This is a genomic window from Paraflavitalea speifideaquila, assembly GCF_032395985.1.
In the GTDB taxonomy this organism is placed as follows: domain Bacteria; phylum Bacteroidota; class Bacteroidia; order Chitinophagales; family Chitinophagaceae; genus Paraflavitalea; species Paraflavitalea speifideaquila.
The window spans coordinates 739,891-759,290 of sequence record NZ_CP135920.1 but is presented as its reverse complement, the minus strand read 5'-3'; the positions used below and the strand labels follow the sequence as shown (position 1 = coordinate 759,290).

Here is a 19,400-nt window from a genome sequence, read left to right as displayed (position 1 = left end):
CGTTTTCAAAGCAATCGATTCACTATTCACTAAACTCATATCCAATATCCTTCCTGTAATACATATCTTCAAAACTGATCTGCTGCAATACCTTCTTTGATTTATTGACAGCTCCACTGATCGTATGGTCGAAGGAAGTTACACACAATACCCTTCCACCGCTCGTCAGCACTTCATTTTCTACAGGCACTGTACCCGCATGAAATACCATACTATCAGCCGGGAAGGATTGGTTCAACCCATTGATCGGGTAACCCTTTTCATATGATCCCGGATATCCACCACTAACCGCCATAACGGTACAGGCAGCACGATCATCTTTTTCAATCCGGATGCTATCCAGCTTTCCTGTTGCTGTTGCCATTAACAGGTCAACCAGGTCTGTTTTCAATCGTGGCATCACTACTTCTGTTTCCGGATCACCCATACGGCAATTGTATTCAATGACCATTGGTTCATCTCCTACCTTTATAAGCCCTACAAATACGAACCCTTTATAGTCAATATTTTCCTTTTCAATACCCTTTACAGTGGGCTCAACCACTTTTTCAATCACCTTCTTCATAAAAGCATCATCTGCAAAAGGTACCGGACTCACCGCTCCCATTCCTCCCGTATTCAATCCCGTATCTCCTTCGCCAATACGCTTATAGTCTTTCGCTTCCGGCAGCAACACATAATTTTTGCCATCCGTTACTACAAATACACTTAGTTCAATACCATCCAGAAATTCTTCTACCACTACTTTTTACCGGCATCTCCAAACTTACTTTGCTGCAACATCAGCTCAAATTCGGCCATCGCTTCTACATGCGAATGACAGATCAATACACCTTTACCAGCTGCCAATCCATCTGCTTTCAATACGATGGGCAGAGCATGTTCCTGCAGGTAAGGTATCCCTTCCTCATAATTCGTAGCATCAAATTCACGATACCGGGCGGTAGGTATCTCGTGGCGCATCATGAACTTCTTAGCAAAAGCTTTACTGCCCTCCAATTGCGCACCATATTGCGAAGGGCCAATGATGGCAACGGATTGCAGATCCTTGTCTTTCCTGAACAAGTCTACAATACCCTTTACTAACGGCTCCTCAGGACCGACCAGCACCAAGCCAATTCCCTTGTCCAATACAAATTGCCTGATAGCGTTAAAATCCGTAACAGACATGTTAATATTGGTGCCGCACAATGCTGTTCCGGCATTGCCCGGTGCGATGTATAACTGTTGACACTTTGGACTTTGTGTAAGTTTCCAGGCCAGTGCATGCTCACGGCCTCCAGAGCCAAGGAGTAAAATATTCATAGTGTTCATGGTACATTTTAACCGCTGCGAATTTCGGGGATTCGCGGGTATTGGCGAATTTTAATTGGTGTTTGGGACGGCTGTATAGAATTTATCACTATTTTACGCCGCTATGGGTCTGGTCACCCCTACGGATGCCCACCCCCAATCTTATCCCTACAACGAATTGCTAAATCAACCCCCAACATATATGGCGCAGCCTTTAAGCGGCAAACATCCTCAGGGACTTTTCGTATTATTCTTCACTGAAATGTGGGAACGTTTCAGTTACTATGGCATGCGGGCTTTACTGGTATTATATGTAGTCAATGCCTTGCAAATGAATGATAAATACGCGCAGGATGGCGTGTACGGCAGCTATACCGGCCTTATATGGCTCACCCCTATCCTCGGGGGATACATTGCAGATCGTTTTTGGGGCAACCGCCGCTCTATCATCGTAGGCGGTTTTCTCATGGCGGTAGGCCAATTCCTGATGTTTATAAGTGCTTCCAATTACTCCAACCCCAATTTGGCCCATGCCATCATGTGGGTGGGGCTTGGCGTATTGATCATTGGAATGGGGTTTTTCAAACCAAATATCTCCACCCTGGTAGGCCAACTGTATCCGCAGGGCGACCGCCGGTTAGACTCGGCCTATACCATCTTTTATATGGGCATTAACCTGGGCGCTTTCATTGGTCCTCTCATCTGTGGCGGGTTGGGCAACCAGTATGATGAAAATGGTAAAGCCATTTTGGGCGTCTTCAAATGGGGATTCCTATCAGCAGGCTTTGCCATGTTAGTCGGAACCCTTGCCTTTATCTGGCTTAAAAATAAATACATTGTTGACCCCGAAGGCAAAGGCCTGGGTATTACGCCCAATAAACTAATGGTTAGGCCAGAGGACGAAGTCCGCAAGCCCGAAAGCACCCAATCATCCCTGGCCCAGGTAGGCTTATGGGCTGGTATAGCAGCGGCGTTGTTCCTTGGATTCATGTACCTGGGGGGCAGGATTGGATCAGCGCCTTTATTTTCAGTGTGGCGATAGCCGTATCCGGCCTGATCATTTTCGATCGTTCATTAACCCCTACTGAACGCGGAAGAATATTGGTGATCTTCATCTCTGCTTTCTTTGTGATCTTCTTCTGGGCCGCCTTTGAACAGGCCGGATCATCCTTAACCTTGTTTGCCGAAAGAAACGTGAACCGCGCTTATGTTGTCAATACCCAGTTGGGCTCAGCAATTTTGTTCCTGGTGGCATTGGCGGCTGTACTTTACTACTTCTTGCAACGGATCATGTTGATACCCGTAGAGCTGAGAAGGGTATTTGGAGGCCTGGCTATTGCCGCTATAATACTGGCTATCTACCATTACATTCAGCGTACCCCTTATAACCTAAAAGAAATTCCCGCCAGTTGGTTCAATAGCGTGAATTCAATGTGGCTCATCTTAGTAGCACCGTTCCTGAGCCAACTTTGGCAATGGATGGGCAAAAGAACATTGAACCTTCTTCACCCAAAAACAAGCACTGGGTTTATTATGCCTCGCTTTGGGTTACTTACTCATAGCTTATGGCGTAAAAGATGTTGCCGGTTCCGTTAGCATGCTTTGGTTATTGGGATTATATTTCCTTCATACCGTAGGTGAATTGTGTTTATCACCCATTGGCCTCTCACTGGTGAATAAACTGGCCCCTGCCCGTTTTACTTCCGTACTGATGGGCGTATGGTTCTTATCCAATGCTGTGGCTAATAAATTCGGTGGCAAATTAGGTGCATTGTTGCCCAGTAAAGGTCCAACCCAATTTGCAGGTTTCACCATCAATAACCTGTATGATTTCTTCATGCTGTTTGTGATCATGAGCAGCGTAGCAGCTTTGCTACTTTTCTTGCTTTCCTCATGGATGGAGAAACGCATGGGCACTGTAAAATAGCTTAATAAGAGCTCACGTATCTTCGTGGGCTCTTTTTGTATACTGTCAAAAACTACATGATTTAATTTAAACAGATCGCTATGGCGGAAAAGAAGTTCCAGCCGTTTGTTTCTCCGGAAACCAATATGGCTGAGTTCACGTTAAAATCGGTGCTAGTAGGTTCGGCCTTTGGAATTATTTTTGGTGCAGCCACCGTATACCTCGCTTTAAAAGCGGGCCTTACCGTTTCGGCATCCATACCCATTGCGGTAATGGCCATTACACTCAGTCGTTTGTTCCTGCGTACTACCATTCTTGAAAACAACATCATTCAAACAACAGGTAGTGCCGGCGAAAGCATCGCAGCCGGTGTGGTATTTACATTACCAGGCTTCCTATTCCTGAGTGAAAAAAATAGTGCCGATTATTTTAACTACTTCACCATCCTCATCCTGGCGATATTGGGCGGTATCCTCGGCACCTTAATGATGATCCCTTTAAGGAAACCATTGATCGTAAAAGAACATGAAACCTTACCCTATCCCGAAGGTACTGCTTGCGCTTCTGTACTGAAAGCAGGGGAGAAAGGGGGCGAATTCGCCAAGACAGCATTCTATGGTTTAGGTGTTGCTTTCGCTTATGCCTTCCTGCAAAAATACTGCACCTGGTGGCAGAAACACCGCGCTATTTAAGTCAGCAAACCAACAAATATTTTCCTTCAGCCCGTACCGCAGCGGAGATCACACCCGAATATTTAGGGGTGGGATATATTGTAGGCCCTAAGATCGGTGGTGTGCTCGTAGCTGGTAGTGTGCTGTGCTGGTATGTATTTATTCCTTTACTGGCCTCCCTGGTACCCGGCGATGTAGTAGCTACTCAACTGGTAAAATTAGGATACCTCAGTTCCATCACACAAGCCGGCGGCCCCGGCGCCTGGGATCCGGCCACCCATACCTTCGGTGATTTCGCTACCGCCCTCTACCGCGCCTATGTGCGCCAGGTAGGTGCAGGCGCTGTAGCTGCTGGCGGTTTCATTACCCTTATCAAAACCATCCCTACCATCATTTCTTCTTTTAAAGGAAGCCTCGGCTCTTTGAAAGGTGGTGCCTCCACCGAAGCAGTAAAACGTACCGACCGCGACCTTTCCCTGAAAGTGGTAGGTATTGGTAGTTTGCTGATGATTGCACTGATCTCCATTTTACCACAACTGCCCGGTACAGGATTTGGCAGCAAATTATTGATCGGTATACTGGTGGTTATTTTCGGAGCATTCTTTGTTACCGTTTCTTCCCGCATTGTAGGATTGATCGGCTCTTCCAATAACCCCATCAGTGGTATGACCATTGCCACCCTCATGGGCACCTGCCTCGTGTTCATTGCTGTAGGTTGGACCGGTAAAGTATATGAACCCATGGCACTCGTAGTAGGCGGTCTTATTTGCATTGCCGCCGCTAATGCAGGCGCTACCTCACAGGACCTGAAAACAGGCTACCTGGTAGGCGCCACACCGAAGTTTCAACAGATCGCTTTATTTATAGGCGCTATTGTTTCTTCTGTTGCCATCGGTCTTACTGTAAAGATCCTGGATACGCCAACACAAGAAATGGTACAACAAGGAATTACCCACGCCATTGGTACCGATAAATATCCTGCGCCGCAGGGAACCCTGATGGCCACCCTCATCAAGGGGATCTTATCCTTTAACCTCGATTGGCAATTTGTACTCGTAGGCGTTGCCATTGCCATCATGATGGAATTGTGCGGTATCAAAGCCCTGTCATTTGCCATTGGTATTTACCTGCCCCTGGCTACCACTTTGCCTATCTTTATTGGTGGTGCTATCCGAGGTTTTGTTGATTATAAACACAAGAAACGTGGCGAAGCCGTTGCAGCTGAGGAAGAAGACCTTCGTAAAGGCAACCTCTTTGCTACCGGCCTGGTGGCAGGTGGCGCACTGGCAGGTGTTATTGTAGCATTCCTTTCCTCCAGCGACAAGATCAGTGCAGGACTGGCAAAGATCAATATGGAACATGGATTGATAGATAAAATGGGAGAAAATAAATACTTCCTGATGGGTGTAGTGTTCTTTGCCCTCATGGCCTTTATCTTATACAGAGTGGGTATGCAAAAGAACCCGGTCGATACAACAACTAAACCGTAAGTATAAGATCATAATAATATTCCTTTCACGAAAAAGCCACGGACCTTCTCAAAAGTCCGTGGCTTTTTATTTTAAATAGCTCTTATCATTCTTTTATTATTACGGTCAAAGGAGCCCCACCGAAAAGCAAAGCTTGTCCTGCTCCGCAGGAAGATTCCGATTGCCGGTACGCGAAGCAAAAGGGCTCTTAACTATCTTAATTCATCTTAAACGGAACAATCATTTCAAACACGGGGATGTTTACCTCGAAATGTGCCTTGCTGTGGAGGTTTTCCATGAGGTAGATGCCATACATCTTACCCATTTCACTGCGGAGGTTGCAACCACTTACATATTGGTACCGTTCGCCGGGTTGGAGGGAGGGCTGAACGCCTACTACCCCTTCGCCTTCTACTTCACGCGTACTTCCATTACTGTCTACAATGTACCAGTGGCGGCGATGGAGCTTTACGGGGAAACTATTATGATTTTCAATGGTAATGCGGTAGGCAAACATGTATTCTCCGGACACCGGATTGAGTAATCCGGCTGGTAGAAAGTTTCTACGCTGATCTCAATTCCCTCGGAGATTTTAGATACCATACTATCGGTTTGCCCGTTTAAAGGTAAACAAAAATAAAGGCCGTGTGTAGTATTAGGTAAGATTTAATAGCATTTATTGCCTGTAGGTGCTAATTTTGCCCCGCTTAGAGTCGTTTTCTTCAAAAATTACCCATTTACATTAAATAATTCACTTATGAAAATAGCAGTTGCGAAAGGTGATGGTATCGGACCAGAAATCATGGAAGCAGTTTTATCAATTTTGAAGCCAACAAAGTTCCTCTCGAGTACGAAGTAGTTGAAATGGGTAAATGGGTATTCGATAAAGGTTTCTCCAATGGTATGACCCCGAAGCACAACAAACCATTGAAAGCCTCGGTATGCTGTTCAAAGGGCCCATGGAAACCCCCAAAGGAAAGGGCGTAAAAAGCGTAAACGTTACAGCCCGCAAAACCTGGAATACCTTCGCCAATAAAAGAGTATTTCAAACCCTGCATGGTGTAGACACCGTTTTCTCCAAAGCAGGTATCCCAATTGATATTACCGTTGTTCGTGAAAACATCGAAGATACCTATGGTGGTATTGAACACATGCTCACGCATGACGTAGCGCTTAGCCGTCGTTTTATTACCAAACCTGGTAGTTTACAAGTGATCCGCTATGCCTTTGAAATGGCCAAACAGAAAAAGCCAAACGCATCAGCTGCGGCCACAAAGCCAATATCATGAAGCTCACCGATGGCCTATTCCTTGAATGCTTCTATGAAGTTGCCAAAGAATATCCCGAACTGAAAGCCGATGATATTATTGTAGATGACCTCTGTATGAAAATGGTTACCCGTCCAGATCTTTTGACGTGGTAGTACTCACTAACCTCCAGGGTGATATCGTTTCCGACCTTTGTGCCGGCCTGGTAGGTGGTTTGGGTTTTGCTCCTTCGGCCAATGTGGGCGATCATATCTCCATCTTTGAAGCCGTACACGGCACCGCACCCGATATTGCTGGTAAGAATATTGCCAACCCTACGGCCCTATTATTGAGCGGCATATCAATGTTGCAACACCTGGGCTTGACAGAAAATGCAGCCATCATTGAAAATGCTTTGCTGTATACCCTCGAAAGTGGCGTTCATACCGGCGACTTTGGCGATAAGTCAAAATCATCGGTTAATACCACCCAATTTGCAGAGGCTATCATCGGCAACTTTGGCAAACAACCGGCACACAATCCCAAACCCGTTTTCCCCAATCAGCCTGGTACACCCACCCCTTTAAGCTGAAGGAAAATGCCATGATGGAGTCCAAAGAATCCGTAAATGAAAATATTGTGGGTGTAGACATGTTCATTGAAAGCAATGAACAACCCCTGTCTATTGCTACCAAATGTCAACGTCATGCAGGTGTTAAATTCAAGCTGGTCAACATTAGTAACCGCGGTACCCAGGTATGGCCAACCGGATCAGTATATACCAACCTGGTGAACGTATATAATGTGCGCTTTGAATCACTCGATGGCGAACCCTCAATCAGCAAGATATCCTTGGCCTGTATGTGAGCCTTAGCGGCAACTTCAAAATCTGCTCTTCTGAATTGCTCAACACCTGGGGTGAAAAGAAAGCCTATAGTGTGGCAGCAGGACAATAAGACGCCCAATTACATAGCATAAAACATACTTTATAGAAAGGTCTACAATCACCAGATTGTGGACCCTTTTTATGGGTTAAACACCTGCACTTAACTCTTTCAAAATATCGTAACTTACATACAAGACGAAATCCGCAAAGCGCGGAAGCATTCTGTATACTGTATTCTAAATTCTGTATTCTATTCACCATGCCTAAGCAAACACACAAATACACCAACAACGAGGTAACCGTAGTATGGAAGCCCGAACAATGCATCCATTCCAAATTATGCTGGAACGGGCTTAAGGAAGTATTTGATCCCACCAAACGACCCTGGATCAATATGCAAGGCGCTACCACCCAGCGTATCATTGATCAGGTTCGCCATTGTCCCAGTGGCGCTTTAAGTTACTACATGAATGAGGCAGCCGAAACCACCAAGGATCCTGTAGCCGAAGCCGCGCATATTGTCAAAGTAGAAGTAAGCCCCAGGGGCCCTTACCTCCTCAATACCGAGTGTATCATTCAACATGCCGATGGCCGCCAGGAAGTGAAGAAAGGCAAGGTAGCTTTATGTCGTTGTGGCTCCTCCAACAACAAGCCCTATTGCGATGGCAGGCATAAGGAAATAAACTTTGAAGGATAGGGTATTCCATCGTTTTACCGGCGTATCGTTGCAATTCTAAGAAACGCCCTACATCTAAAAATGGCAGCAAGGACAAAAGGTACTAAAAGGAAATAACCATAAATGACCATTGGGGAAGGATGCTATGTAACGATCCTTAGCACAAAGCACAAGGGGTCCACAGCTTAGATTTTCTTTGCCTTTGTATACCCATTCTTCTGCATCCACTGCATCACCTTATCCCGCTGATCGCCCTGGATGATCACTTCCCAATCCTTCACCGATCCGCCCGTACCACAAAAATTCTTGATCTTTTACCCATCTCTTCCAGGTCTTCTTCCACACCCACAAATCCTTGTACAAGTGTTACCGCTTTGCCGCCCCGGTTCTTGGTATCTAATCGTACTTTCAGCAATTGCTGGGCAGGAGGCAAAGTAGCTTGTTGTTCCCCCTCTTCTTCTTCAAACCGGAAATTGGGGTCCGTACTATATACAAACCCTTTATTATCGGGCTTATTCTTTTACTCATGCCTTAGAGATTTATTATTTAAGACGCCGCTCTATACAGTTTATCCGCCATTTCGCAAGCACAGTACTGCTAATTATCAAATCTCCAAATCACCAAATTTTCAAATTATAACAGCTTTCAAGCTCAAATCCAAGCTCTTTGCCTGGTGTATCAGCGCCCCAACGCTTATATAATCCACCCCTGTTTTGGCATAAGACTCGATATTGTCCAGGTTAATGCCTCCACTCGCTTCCGTTTCTATTTTACCATTGATCAACTTCAACGCTTCCGCCAATTGCTGCGGATTGAAATTATCCAGCATAATACGGTCAACTTTTCCAAACGCCACTACCCTTTCCACCTCGGCCAGGTTACGCGTTTCCACTTCTATTTTTAATGCCGGATTTACCTCCTGCACATATTGCCAGGCCCGCTCTATCGCTTTCTCCAACCCACCAGCATAATCAATATGATTGTCTTTGAGCATGATCATATCATACAATCCCATCCGGTGATTATACCCACCACCAATACGTACCGCTTCTTTTTCGAGCAAACGGAAATTGGGGGTTGTTTTCCTCGTATCCAGCACCTTCGTCCGGTAGTCCTTTATTTTGGAGCTGTATGTATGGGTCAATGTTGCAATACCGCTCATTCGCTGCATACAATTTAATACCAGCCGTTCACACTGTAAAATGGTATGAACCGAAGCCATTACCTCAAAGGCTGTTTCGCCAACCTGCATGGCATCGCCATCTATTTTAAAAGGGGTGAATTGCGCGCCAGGTTCTTTATACTGGAAGATCGCTGCAGCCACCTCCATGCCGGCCAGTATCCCCTCCTGTTTGATCTTTAATACGGCTTTTCCACGTGTATCAGCAGGAATACTACTTAAAGTAGAGTGATCGCCATCACCAATATCTTCGGCCAGTGCTGAACTGATGAGTATATCCAATTGCTCGTCAAAAGTTAACATCAAACAAAGATAAAAAAAAAGATCCACCGCACTTTTCCCCAGCCGGCCTTCACTACATACACCTGTATTCAATCCGTTTAATCAGTATTCAATTAGCGTAATCTGCGATAAAAAGGTCCATAGCATTCCTGCTATGAACCTTCAGCTATTTTCAGGGATCAATGAATTTATTCAACTAATTCGAAGCCCATTTCCTGTACTACTTGTTGCTCACCCTTCTGCTTCATAAAAACTTCGTACGGTAATTGCCATTGCTCGTTTGCAAAGTGCCTACACAGAACAATGAACCGTCCTTATTCTCACCCCGGTGTTTGATCTGGAAGTTTTTTACCTTATTGCTGGCAAAAAAATCTTTCAGGATCATTTCAGCCTGGCTTTTACTGTAATTATCACTTTTTCCGGGCATGGAAATATCTACCCTGCTGTCAAAATACCGGGACAGCTGATTGGCATTGCCGCTTCGCATCGCAACAACAACATCATCAATGGAGTAGTAGAACGCAGTGAATGAGACCAGGAATAGCGAAAGAGCTATCGTCGCCAGCCTCAGATGTTTTTTCATAATTGCATCAATTTACTGTTTCAAAATTGCCAAAAACATGCCAAAGTAAGTCTACGTTGAAAAATACTAAACGCTGTGTATTACTTACCTTTGCCCCGACTTTTCCACAAATCTAACATAATCATATCGTTATATGACAGCTAGTAAAGCAATTTTAGTAATTATGGACGGCTGGGGCCTCGGTAAAGTAAAAACGCCGATGCTATCCAAAACGCACATGTTCCATTTGTAAGCTCCCTCTACACAAAATACCCAAATACCACCCTGGTCACCTGCGGCGAAGCGGTAGGATTACCCGATGGGCAAATGGGTAACAGTGAAGTGGGTCACCTGAACCTGGGTGCCGGGCGCATTGTGTACCAGGAGTTACAACGAATCAATGTGGCCGTACGCGACGGATCATTTGATAAGAATCCTGAGTTGTTAAATTCCATACAATATGCCCTCGACAATAAAAACCCCTGCACCTCCTGGGCCTCGTAAGCGATGGCGGCGTACACTCACATACCCTCCACCTCAAAGCCATTGTATCTCTCTGCGCTAAAAAGGATTGAAAGAGGTATTCATCCATGCCTTTACCGACGGACGCGATACAGATCCCAAAAGCGGTCTCGGTTATTTAAAAGACCTGCAAGACCACCTCAACAAAACAACTGGTAAAATAGCCTCCGTAAGTGGCCGTTACTATGCCATGGACCGTGATAAACGCTGGGAAAGGGTAAAACTGGCTTATGACGCACTTGTAAATGGCCAGGGTGAAAAAGCTACCGATGGCCTTGCGGCTGTTGAACAATCTTATGCCCATAATATTACTGACGAGTTTATCAAACCCACAATTATCGTTGGTCCCGATCAACAACCATTGGCTACGATCAAAGACCGCGATGCAGCCATCTGCTTTAATTTCCGTACCGACCGTTGCCGGGAGATTACCCAAGTGCTCACCCAGACGGATATACCCGAGCATGGTATGAAAAAACTGTCGCTACACTATACCACCATGACCGATTATGACAAAACCTTTAAGGACGTACATGTGGTATTTGAAAACGACAACCTGAATAATACACTGGGAGAAATATTAGCAGCCAATGGCAAAACCCAGATCCGTATTGCTGAAACAGAAAAATATCCCCACGTATCTTTCTTCTTCAGTGGTGGCCGCGAAGTTCCATTTGAAGGAGAACGTCGCATCATGATCCCCTCGCCCAAGGTGGCTACCTATGATCTCCAGCCAGAGATGAGCGCCAATGAGCTTACCGATGCCATTGTTCCGGAAATTGAAAAAGAAACAGCCGATTTCATTTGCCTCAACTATGCCAATGCCGATATGGTGGGCCATACAGGTATTTGGGAAGCCGCCATTAAGGCCGTACAAACAGTCGACAAATGCGTGGAGCGTGTAGTGACCGCCGCCCTGGACCATGGATATACCGTTTTCCTGACGGCCGACCATGGCAATGCCGATTTTATGGTCAATGAAGATGGTACCCCAATACAGCCCATACGCTCAACCTGGTACCCCTCTTTATCATCGATAAGGACTGGAAAGGCACTGTAAAGCCTGGAAAGCTGGGCGATCTGGCACCTACCATCCTCACGAAAATGGGCCTCCCATTCCACCTGAAATGACCGGAGAAGTATTGATCGGATAATTTCCCATCAAATACAACCGCCAAAATAAAAGCAAGGCCCCGGAATCCGGGGCTTTGCTTTCACCCATAGCTCCTGTCAAAAGCAGGCAGGGAGGTAATTTCGGCCCTGGATAAGTTGCACAGCATCAATCTTCCCCGTCCATCTGGGAACCTATCGCCTGAATCACCCTCACCCCGCACCCAGCACATACCAACCAATAGGCAGGCTCCCATTCCAATTACCGATCCATAACTTGTTCCGGTAATGCGGCATTCTACCACCACCAAGATCCGCTGCTGATACAAGTCAAAATCAATCTTGACCAGCATTATTTTTCCACGGTACGCAGCTTTTACTGCTGGAAATTGTCTAAATTACAGGGCAACCAAACGGTTTATATGACCGAAGACGCCATTTTACAAGGCTGTTTACAAAACAATACAACTGCCCAACGGGAATTGTACCAACGGTATAGCCCAAAGATGTTGTCTGTTTGTTACAGGTTTGCCCACAACCGGGAGGATGCAGAGGATATGTTGCAGGAAGGTTTTATCAAAGTATTCTCACAAATTCACACCTTCCAAAATAAAGGCGCTTTTGAAGGCTGGATACGCCGGATCATTGTTCATACCTGCATCAACCACCTAAAGAAAAATAAGAAGTTTAATGAAAGTGTGGATATTATTCACGCCACCACTATCCAGGTACGGGAAGAATCTGTCCCGTCCATTGTACAGGCCAAGCAGGTTGTTGAATGCATCCGCATCTTGCCCATAGGATACCGCACCGTATTGAACTTATATGCTGTAGAAGGATATTCGCACAAAGAGATCGCAGAAATGCTCGACATAGAAGAAAGCACCAGCCGCTCCCAATATACAAGAGCCCGGCAAATGCTGGAAGATATACTGGTTAAAAAGAAAATCATCCAAAAGCCTAAAGAAAAGATCAGCTGGCTTGGAATGGCCTCGGGACAGTGATAGTTTAAATACCCTGATTGTTGCTATGAAACTAATCCTTTGAAAAACACATACCCGTACAAACACCAACGATTATGGAGCGCGGTTACTATATTGATGAATTTGACGAGCTGATAAAGCAAAAAGCTGATCAATACAAAATGTATCCTTCCGACCAGGTGTGGAAGGGAATCAACCGTTCATTGCATACCCGCAAAAATGGTACTGGCTTAGTTTCCTCATTTTTGTTTCCGGTATCAGTTATTACGCCATCGTTCAATTGTTCACTCCATCATCTGATAATAAAAACCTTCTGCCAATAACAACCCTGCCACTCAGATCGCCGCATCCAATAAAAGCACCAACAATACTGGCAAACCTGCAGTGGTGGTTCCATTCTACGCCCAGGTAACCCAGCGCGATGCACACAGCAATCAAACAGGTGCACCACGCTCTTTTGTATTGAATCCTGAAAAGTTCACTACAGAAGAAACAACCAACAGCATGGTGCCTACCATCGTTACCATTCAGAACATCGACGCCAAAGCTGAAGCCAATAAAGATAATACCGATAACGAGGCCGAAGAACCCACTGGGCGTTCTGGCAAAACACCATCCGCCAAAACATTATTAGCCGACCGGCTCACTGCCGTCATCCCGGCACATGATAACAACATCAGGGCTTCTATTGAAAATACGCCACTGATCATCTTTAGTGAGCCTTCATTGGCTGCTCCGCCTGAAGCCGAACAAAAAACAGCCATTGCACCAAAAGCAGTTATCCCTGATCCAGGCGCTGCCGAAGACGAAGCAAGGATCAATTGGCTACAGCAATTTGCAGTATACAATCTCACTGTTCCCAAAATGAAGCGTTTGAGCTGGCAACTGGCTTTTGCCCCTACCATGAACTACCGGAAATTGATTGGTAGCGATGCTTCCATTCCCTCTGATATCAAAAATGTACCCATTGCCCAAAATGTAGCAGGCGACCCCAATAAACTGGTCAATCATAAACCTGCCCTGGGTTTTGAACTTGGCTCTCATTTTCTGTATGCCCTGAACAAGGATTTCCAGGTGAAGGCCGGCGTTCAGTTTAATTATTCCCGCTATGCCATCCAGGCTTATGGCTCCTATGCTTCCGATGTAGCCACCATTGCATTGAACAATTCAAATGGCCGGGGAAACGATTCTCTGACCAACTATACCCGCATCCGTAACTTTGGCGGTGATGTATCTGAAAACTTACAAAACCAATACTTCCAACTCTCCCTACCCGTAGGATTTGAACTACGCGTCCTGGGCGCAGGCAAAATACAGATAGGAATGGCAGGAACAGTACAGCCTACCTACCTGATCAACCGGCAAACTTACCTGATCACTACCGACTATAAGAACTATACCAAAGAACCCTCCCTCGTAAGACGATGGAACCTTAATACCGGTGCAGAAATTTACCTCGCCTATAAATCAGGCGATCTTAAATGGCAAGTGGGGCCCCAGTTCCGCTATCAGCTCTTTTCCAGCTATGTTAAAGAATACCCCATCCGGGAATACCTGATGGAATATGGTATTAAGATAGCCGTAACCAAAACTATCCGCTAAGGTATATACACAATTATGGTGAAAAGCTGCCGTTATACACAACAGCAGCCTTTCATTTTTCATCTATTTACCAAACATGAAGTTATTCCCGGCCTTATTTGTTATACTGCTTATCATCTCTTGTAAAAACAACAATAGCCAGCCGGCCAGCAATACCCAGCCATCGGGTACAGATTCCACCTCCCAGGATTCTACCACAGCTTATATACCCTTACTAGACCTCCTCTGTCAGGATCTGACACGTGTGGACTCCTTTGCGGGTGGTATCCTTAAAAAAGCACCCTCAGGGATAAAACCGACTCCCTGTTTATAAAACCAGCCGAATTTCGCCAGGCCGCCGCAGCCTTCTTATTGCCTGAACTGGAAGCCACCTCCTTCCGCCGGTCCTTTACCGAAAACTCCATCATAGACGAAACCACCGGGCAGATACAGTTTATATACACCCCTAATTATGCTGACATTGCCTTGCGTAATGTGGTGGCCTATATCACTCCCACTTCCTCAGGTCGCCACCAGGTAAGCAGGATTTACCTGGAAAAACAATCCATGGCAGGCGATACCCTCCTACAACAAAAGCTCACCTGGAAAATCCGCCAATATTGCTATATTATTACAATCCGCCAGCCTAAAAGGGCCCCTCCACCACCAGCATTGAAAAACTGATATGGGATCCTGAGCATTTCGAGGATTAACCAACGCAATCCATATTTATGAGCTTAATCAGTAAACACCCTGTTCGCAAAATCTCCAAAAATCTGTGTAATCCGCATTCTCAATCCGCGTAATCTGTGATTCTATTCACTAATTTGCACCCTGCCCTAAGGCGTGGCAGATCAGCTATGACGGCACAGGAATTTCAACATATTGCACATACCATCCCGGTCAACCCAGGTATTTACAAATACTACGATGCACAGAATACCCTCTTATATGTAGGTAAAGCCAAAAGTCTGCGTAAACGAGTGAGTTCTTACTTTGTCAAGACCTTTACCTCCTATAAAACCCATGAGCTGGTACAGCGCATTCATCACATCGAATTTACCATTGTAGATTCCGAGCAGGATGCCTTTTTGCTGGAAAATTCCTGATCAAACAGTTTCAGCCCCGGTACAATATCAACCTTAAAGACGATAAGACCTATCCCTATATCGTTATTAAGAAAGAACCCTTTCCCCGAATTTTCCTTACCCGTACCGTAATAGCCGATGGGTCCGAATACCTGGGTCCTTTCACCTCAGTGGGTAGGGTACGGGAACTGCTTGCTTTTATTCGCAACAATATCCCCTTGCGCACCTGTAAACTCAACCTTACTGATAACAACATACAAAAGAAAAATTCAAAGTATGCCTGGAATACCACCTGGGCAATTGTAAAGGCCCCTGTGAAGGATTGCAAACTGCCGAAGATTACCGCGATGGCCTTCAACAGATCAGGAATATCCTGAAAGGCAATCTTACCCCAGTTATCCAGCATTTTAAAGAGGAAATGAAAGCCGCTGCTTCTCAACTGGCCTTTGAACGGGCCGAGATCATCCGTAAAAACTGGACCACCTCGAACAATACCAGGCCAAATCCATCATCACCACCAACAGGCTCACCAATGTAGACGTGTTTTCCCTGTTGCGCGATGGCGATCAAGCCTACGTCAACTACCTGATGGTCGAAAATGGCACCATCGTTCAAACCCATACCTCCCAATTGGAAACCCACCTGGATGAACCAGATGAGGAAGTATTGTCTTTTGCCATTGCCCAGCTACGCAGCACCTTCAATAGCCTGGCCCATGAGATCGTAGTGCCATTTGAGGTGGAATATTCCGAAACCAATATTATCCTTACCATTCCCAAAGGAGGCGATAAAAAGAAACTACTTGAACTGTCGGAGAAGAATGTCAACTATTTTAAAGAAGAACTAAAGCGGAAAAAGATCCTGCGCCTGGAAGGTAAGGACGATTGGGAACGCAAAGAAGTATTGTACCAATTGCAGGAAGACCTACAGTTGTCCGAAGCCCCCATCCATATTGAATGTTTCGATAACTCCAACTTCCAGGGTAGCTATCCTGTTTCGGCCATGGTTTGTTTCAAAGATGGCATCCCCAGCAAAAAAGACTACCGTCATTATAATGTGAAGACCGTACAAGGCATCAACGACTTTGCCACCATGAAAGAGGTAGTATACAGGCGGTATAAAAGATTGCAGGACGAAAACCAATCCTTCCCCCAATTGGTGATTATCGATGGTGGCAAGGGCCAGTTGGGCGCCGCCCTGGAAAGTATTGAGGAATTGGGCCTACAAGGTACCATGACCCTGGTAGGATTGGCCAAAAATGAAGAGGAGATCTTTTTCCCTGGCGACCAGGAATCTGTAAAACTCCCCTATAATAGTGAAAGCCTCAAATTGATTCGCCGCATCCGCGATGAAGTACACCGGTTTGGCATCACTTTCCACCGCCAGAAACGCAGCAAAGGCACCTTTAAAAATGAATTGGAGCAGATCAAAGGCATCGGCAAAAACACTGCCGATCAGCTGCTGAAGGAGTTTAAATCGGTAAAACGTATCAAGGAACTACCCGAAGAAGAATTGATAAAATCTGTTGGCGCCTCCAAAGCCAGGCTCATTCGGGATCATTTTTCCGGCACCAACCAGCCTACTGATACCCCGCCTTTGAACCCTTAGCAGCCAACACCTTTACCTTAAATAGTAGCGAAGCAGCCTGCTAAAAATTAATGCATTCCTGATCCTAAAAATCCCACCAATCATGGTCCAGACAAAGAAGGCCCGCCCTTAACAGAGCCGGCCATGCTAACCTATAAAAAACACCTAAGTAAGTACCAGATTGATTAGTTATTGCGCTTTTTCCTGCCTTTGTTGCCGGCGCTCCATCAGTTCCTTTTGCAAAACAGTACCAAAGTCTTTCTCGGCCTTGAAAAAGGCATTTACCTTTCGGCCGAAAGGGCCTTTGTGAATTCACCATTGTACTTTTTGCGGATATTTAGCAGCTTCTCTTCAATCTCTATTTCATCCTCTTTATTCAACCGGCCATCTACCCGCACTTTACGGATCTCTGCTGCGTATTTATTGTAAATAGGCCAAAAACGCTGCGCCTCTTCAGTAGACAGGTTCAGTTTTTGCGTGAGGTAGGCGATCTTTAACGCTTCCACCCTTCCCCTTGATTTTTCTTATCATCGCCTTCATCCTGCGCCAGCACAGCCGAACCAATGGTTAAGAAAAGGGTTGCTATTAATAATAACTTTTTCATGATCGTAATAAAATTAGTTCGTACCAGTTTGATTGGTGAGCAGGTTTTGTTCAACGTATTTCTGGATTTCTTCATCTGATACATTTTGTAGCAGATCACGCACATCACTGACATCCAGTTCCGGCCTGCCATTAGACGCTAATAAATCAACAGGCACTGCTACAGTTGTATTCTCCAGATAGCTCTGCAGCTCTTCTTCAGAGATATTTGCCACTTTGGCTGTTACAGGATTCTTCGAGACAGTCCCTTGTTTGCCGGTAAACCACCAGGCAGCCATCACCACCAGGCCTAGTACAGCAGCAGCACTGGCATAACGAATCAACTTACGCCCGAAATGGATGGAGACTACTTTAGCAGGCACTCCCTCCCTTGTTACCCGGCTCAATATCTGGTCGGGTAACCCTTCAAAGTAACCGGCAGGCGCCTCAAAAACAGGTTTATTCCGGATTGCTGCCAGTACAGGCGGCAGGTTTTCCAACTCTTCATTCACAAAATCAATGGCCTTGGCGCCCGAAATTGCATGTTCCGTAAGTTCAGTAAAATAACCGACAGGAGCTTCAAAAGGTAGTTTTTATCCAGCTTGCTCAATAAGGGAGAAAGTAGAGATAACTCTTCCCCCACAGTCAGCGTACTATCCATTGACTTTACCCGCATCAGTAGGTTATCAGCCAGTTGATCGAAGTAACCGGCCGGCACCGAATAAGGGTTGCTACCTGCTTGTCCCAATAGCGACAAAGCAGGTGCTTCATCCCCAGCCCTGATCCGCTCCATTACCTGTGCAGCCAGGTCGGCAAAATAGCCGGGTGGCGCCTGATAAAGCAATACCCGGTTGATCCGGGCCACCTCGGGACTGATTGCCTGTAACTCGTTTAATATGTTGACACTGTGATCCATGAGTTCAATATGAGACCTTTTTTGTTAATGGAAGTTTAATGGTTCAGTATATAATCCTCAATTTTTTTACCGCATGGTGGTAAGAGGCTTTTAATGCACCCTCCGAGGTTTCTAATACTTTGGACATTTCTTCATAAGGCATTTCGTCATAATACCGCAAGCTAAATACAATTCTCTGCTTTTCAGGCAGTTGCTGGATAGCCAATTGCAGCTTCCATTCCAATTTGGAGGCATCAAAATGCTTATCGGCCTTGATCTTGTTTTCCAGCCCGCTTTCCACGTCGCCCAGGGGCACTGCAGCCCGTTTTTCTGTTGCTCCAGGAAAGTGAGACATTCATTTGTCGCAATCCGGTAAAGCCAGGTATAGAGTTGTGAATCTTCTCTGAAATTCTCCAATGCATTCCATACCCGGATGAACACGTTTTGTAACACATCATTGGCATCTTCATGATCAATCACCATACGACGTACATGCCAGTAAAGCTTTTCCTGGTATTTCTTGATAATGGATGTATAGGCGCTTTCTTTGGTAGCAGGATCCCTGAATTGAACCAGCAACTCACTGTCTTGAGTAGTAACCGCCATAGGTTAGCATTTATGGTTGGTTAGTAATATGAATTCGATTAAAATTAACCCATTTGGTTTAAAACGTACAGATACTTTAAGAAAGTATTTGCATACCTTACACGTGGTAAGCGGGTTCTACATGAAGCGCAGAGAACCCGCTCCAGGTAAGAGATACAAAGATTGCACCCCAACCCAAACAACATCCCGGGATCGTATGTTATTCAAAGCTAATCCGGCGCTTAACTGCTACTTTACCTTGATCCCTTTTTGTTCTGGTACCTTTTTTGCCTGA

25 protein-coding genes and 6 pseudogenes are annotated in these 19,400 nt (G+C 45.5%); 18 read left to right on the top strand and 13 right to left on the bottom strand.

All coding sequences use genetic code 11. The features are described from left to right. Positions 1-22: 22 nt before the first annotated feature. Together RS881_RS05415 and purD are read right to left on the bottom strand one after the other, a co-directional pair. Positions 23-295 carry a phosphoribosylglycinamide synthetase C domain-containing protein gene (locus tag RS881_RS05415; RefSeq protein WP_315824365.1) on the bottom strand — a complete coding sequence of 91 codons (273 nt, stop codon included), beginning with the start codon at positions 293-295 and terminating at the stop codon, positions 23-25. A 174-nt stretch (positions 296-469) separates the two neighbouring features. Beyond that, a pseudogene (gene purD / locus RS881_RS05410) lies at positions 470-1,305 on the bottom strand (phosphoribosylamine--glycine ligase); the annotation flags it as partial. 190 nt (positions 1,306-1,495) lie between these two features. Here purD and RS881_RS05405 point away from each other — a divergent pair. From RS881_RS05405 to RS881_RS05385, 5 genes are all read left to right on the top strand, one after another. Then, a complete protein-coding gene (locus RS881_RS05405; protein ID WP_315820132.1) occupies positions 1,496-2,335 on the top strand; it encodes a peptide MFS transporter in 840 nt (279 codons plus the stop codon). Further along, on the top strand, positions 2,326-2,889 hold the full coding sequence (locus tag RS881_RS05400; protein WP_315820131.1) for an MFS transporter: 564 nt from the start codon (positions 2,326-2,328) through the stop codon (positions 2,887-2,889). The genes RS881_RS05405 and RS881_RS05400 overlap by 10 nt, the downstream gene beginning before the upstream one ends. Continuing rightward, positions 2,837-3,220, top strand: coding sequence for a POT-type proton-dependent oligopeptide transporter (locus RS881_RS05395; RefSeq protein WP_315820130.1), 384 nt, complete (start codon positions 2,837-2,839; stop codon positions 3,218-3,220). Before RS881_RS05400 ends, RS881_RS05395 begins: the two co-directional genes overlap by 53 nt. 80 nt (positions 3,221-3,300) lie before the next feature. Continuing rightward, positions 3,301-3,891, top strand: coding sequence for an OPT/YSL family transporter (locus RS881_RS05390; RefSeq protein ID WP_315820129.1), 591 nt, complete (start codon positions 3,301-3,303; stop codon positions 3,889-3,891). After that, positions 3,867-5,360: an OPT family oligopeptide transporter gene (locus tag RS881_RS05385; protein ID WP_315820128.1), complete on the top strand. Its 1,494-nt coding sequence runs from the start codon at positions 3,867-3,869 to the stop codon at positions 5,358-5,360. Before RS881_RS05390 ends, RS881_RS05385 begins: the two co-directional genes overlap by 25 nt. Before the next feature lie 196 nt (positions 5,361-5,556). Here the strand turns inward: RS881_RS05385 and apaG are convergent, their stop codons facing one another. Next, positions 5,557-5,856 carry a Co2+/Mg2+ efflux facilitator ApaG/CorD gene (apaG, locus tag RS881_RS05380; RefSeq protein ID WP_315820127.1) on the bottom strand — a complete coding sequence of 100 codons (300 nt, stop codon included), beginning with the start codon at positions 5,854-5,856 and terminating at the stop codon, positions 5,557-5,559. 424 nt (positions 5,857-6,280) lie between these two features. On the opposite strand from apaG, the pseudogene RS881_RS59065 reads away from it, so the two are divergent. The 3 genes and pseudogenes from RS881_RS59065 (at position 6,281) to RS881_RS05355 (ending at position 8,169) form a co-directional block, all read left to right on the top strand. Next, positions 6,281-7,178 (top strand): annotated as a pseudogene (locus tag RS881_RS59065) (isocitrate/isopropylmalate dehydrogenase family protein). An 11-nt stretch (positions 7,179-7,189) separates the two neighbouring features. After that, positions 7,190-7,453 carry a hypothetical protein gene (locus tag RS881_RS05360; RefSeq protein ID WP_315820123.1) on the top strand — a complete coding sequence of 88 codons (264 nt, stop codon included), beginning with the start codon at positions 7,190-7,192 and terminating at the stop codon, positions 7,451-7,453. A 278-nt stretch (positions 7,454-7,731) separates the two neighbouring features. Beyond that, complete coding sequence (locus RS881_RS05355) at positions 7,732-8,169, top strand: (4Fe-4S)-binding protein (RefSeq protein WP_315820122.1); 438 nt, start codon at positions 7,732-7,734, stop codon at positions 8,167-8,169. A 164-nt stretch (positions 8,170-8,333) separates the two neighbouring features. Here RS881_RS05355 and RS881_RS05350 read toward each other — a convergent pair whose 3' ends face one another. The 4 genes from RS881_RS05350 to RS881_RS05335 all read right to left on the bottom strand — a co-directional run bounded on the left by RS881_RS05350 (position 8,334) and on the right by RS881_RS05335 (position 10,193). Beyond that, on the bottom strand, positions 8,334-8,429 hold the full coding sequence (locus RS881_RS05350) for a hypothetical protein (RefSeq protein ID WP_315820121.1): 96 nt from the start codon (positions 8,427-8,429) through the stop codon (positions 8,334-8,336). Further along, on the bottom strand, positions 8,426-8,581 hold the full coding sequence (locus RS881_RS05345) for a hypothetical protein (RefSeq protein WP_315820120.1): 156 nt from the start codon (positions 8,579-8,581) through the stop codon (positions 8,426-8,428). Before RS881_RS05345 ends, RS881_RS05350 begins: the two co-directional genes overlap by 4 nt. Before the next feature lie 195 nt (positions 8,582-8,776). Further along, positions 8,777-9,631: a carboxylating nicotinate-nucleotide diphosphorylase gene (gene nadC / locus RS881_RS05340; protein ID WP_315820119.1), complete on the bottom strand. Its 855-nt coding sequence runs from the start codon at positions 9,629-9,631 to the stop codon at positions 8,777-8,779. Positions 9,632-9,854: 223 nt separating this feature from the next. Further along, on the bottom strand, positions 9,855-10,193 hold the full coding sequence (locus RS881_RS05335) for a DUF4783 domain-containing protein (protein ID WP_315820118.1): 339 nt from the start codon (positions 10,191-10,193) through the stop codon (positions 9,855-9,857). 204 nt (positions 10,194-10,397) lie between these two features. Between RS881_RS05335 and RS881_RS59060 the strand changes: the two are divergent. The 3 genes and pseudogenes from RS881_RS59060 to gpmI form a co-directional block, all read left to right on the top strand. Next, a pseudogene (locus RS881_RS59060) lies at positions 10,398-10,490 on the top strand (hypothetical protein); the annotation flags it as partial. 9 nt (positions 10,491-10,499) lie between these two features. Further along, positions 10,500-10,676: a hypothetical protein gene (locus RS881_RS59055; protein ID WP_315820117.1), complete on the top strand. Its 177-nt coding sequence runs from the start codon at positions 10,500-10,502 to the stop codon at positions 10,674-10,676. After that, a pseudogene (gene gpmI, locus RS881_RS05320) lies at positions 10,655-11,754 on the top strand (2,3-bisphosphoglycerate-independent phosphoglycerate mutase). The gene RS881_RS59055 and the pseudogene gpmI overlap by 22 nt, the downstream one beginning before the upstream one ends. A gap of 154 nt (positions 11,755-11,908) precedes the next feature. Here the strand turns inward: gpmI and RS881_RS05315 are convergent. After that, positions 11,909-12,157 carry a hypothetical protein gene (locus tag RS881_RS05315; protein ID WP_315820116.1) on the bottom strand — a complete coding sequence of 83 codons (249 nt, stop codon included), beginning with the start codon at positions 12,155-12,157 and terminating at the stop codon, positions 11,909-11,911. A gap of 36 nt (positions 12,158-12,193) precedes the next feature. Between RS881_RS05315 and RS881_RS05310 the strand changes: the two genes are divergently transcribed. The 7 genes and pseudogenes from RS881_RS05310 to RS881_RS05285 all read left to right on the top strand — a co-directional run bounded on the left by RS881_RS05310 (position 12,194) and on the right by RS881_RS05285 (position 17,064). After that, positions 12,194-12,808 carry an RNA polymerase sigma factor gene (locus RS881_RS05310; protein ID WP_315820115.1) on the top strand — a complete coding sequence of 205 codons (615 nt, stop codon included), beginning with the start codon at positions 12,194-12,196 and terminating at the stop codon, positions 12,806-12,808. 366 nt (positions 12,809-13,174) lie between these two features. Beyond that, positions 13,175-14,389: a hypothetical protein gene (locus tag RS881_RS05305; RefSeq protein WP_315820114.1), complete on the top strand. Its 1,215-nt coding sequence runs from the start codon at positions 13,175-13,177 to the stop codon at positions 14,387-14,389. Positions 14,390-14,740: 351 nt separating this feature from the next. Continuing rightward, on the top strand, positions 14,741-15,052 hold the full coding sequence (locus tag RS881_RS05300; protein WP_315820113.1) for a hypothetical protein: 312 nt from the start codon (positions 14,741-14,743) through the stop codon (positions 15,050-15,052). A 176-nt stretch (positions 15,053-15,228) separates the two neighbouring features. Continuing rightward, positions 15,229-15,477: a GIY-YIG nuclease family protein gene (locus tag RS881_RS05295; protein ID WP_315820112.1), complete on the top strand. Its 249-nt coding sequence runs from the start codon at positions 15,229-15,231 to the stop codon at positions 15,475-15,477. Next, a pseudogene (locus RS881_RS62530) lies at positions 15,426-15,647 on the top strand (hypothetical protein); the annotation flags it as partial. The gene RS881_RS05295 and the pseudogene RS881_RS62530, both read left to right, overlap by 52 nt. A 131-nt stretch (positions 15,648-15,778) precedes the next feature. Further along, positions 15,779-15,994, top strand: a complete 216-nt coding sequence (locus tag RS881_RS05290) for a hypothetical protein (protein WP_315820111.1) — start codon at positions 15,779-15,781, stop codon at positions 15,992-15,994. 2 nt (positions 15,995-15,996) lie between these two features. Continuing rightward, positions 15,997-17,064, top strand: a complete 1,068-nt coding sequence (locus tag RS881_RS05285) for an excinuclease ABC subunit UvrC (protein WP_315820110.1) — start codon at positions 15,997-15,999, stop codon at positions 17,062-17,064. A 260-nt stretch (positions 17,065-17,324) separates the two neighbouring features. Here RS881_RS05285 and RS881_RS05280 read toward each other — a convergent pair whose 3' ends face one another. From RS881_RS05280 to RS881_RS05260, 5 genes and pseudogenes are all read right to left on the bottom strand, one after another. After that, positions 17,325-17,549 (bottom strand): hypothetical protein, encoded by a 225-nt coding sequence (locus RS881_RS05280; RefSeq protein WP_315820109.1) that lies wholly within the window; start codon positions 17,547-17,549, stop codon positions 17,325-17,327. A gap of 111 nt (positions 17,550-17,660) precedes the next feature. Then, entirely contained in the window at positions 17,661-18,137 is a 477-nt protein-coding gene (locus tag RS881_RS05275) for a hypothetical protein (RefSeq protein WP_315820108.1), read from the bottom strand. Further along, complete coding sequence (locus tag RS881_RS05270) at positions 18,134-18,541, bottom strand: hypothetical protein (RefSeq protein ID WP_315820107.1); 408 nt, start codon at positions 18,539-18,541, stop codon at positions 18,134-18,136. Before RS881_RS05270 ends, RS881_RS05275 begins: the two co-directional genes overlap by 4 nt. A 43-nt stretch (positions 18,542-18,584) precedes the next feature. Continuing rightward, positions 18,585-18,875 carry an RNA polymerase sigma factor gene (locus RS881_RS05265; protein ID WP_315820106.1) on the bottom strand — a complete coding sequence of 97 codons (291 nt, stop codon included), beginning with the start codon at positions 18,873-18,875 and terminating at the stop codon, positions 18,585-18,587. Between the two features lie 32 nt (positions 18,876-18,907). Further along, a pseudogene (locus tag RS881_RS05260) lies at positions 18,908-19,003 on the bottom strand (sigma factor); the annotation flags it as partial. Positions 19,004-19,400 lie beyond the last annotated feature (397 nt).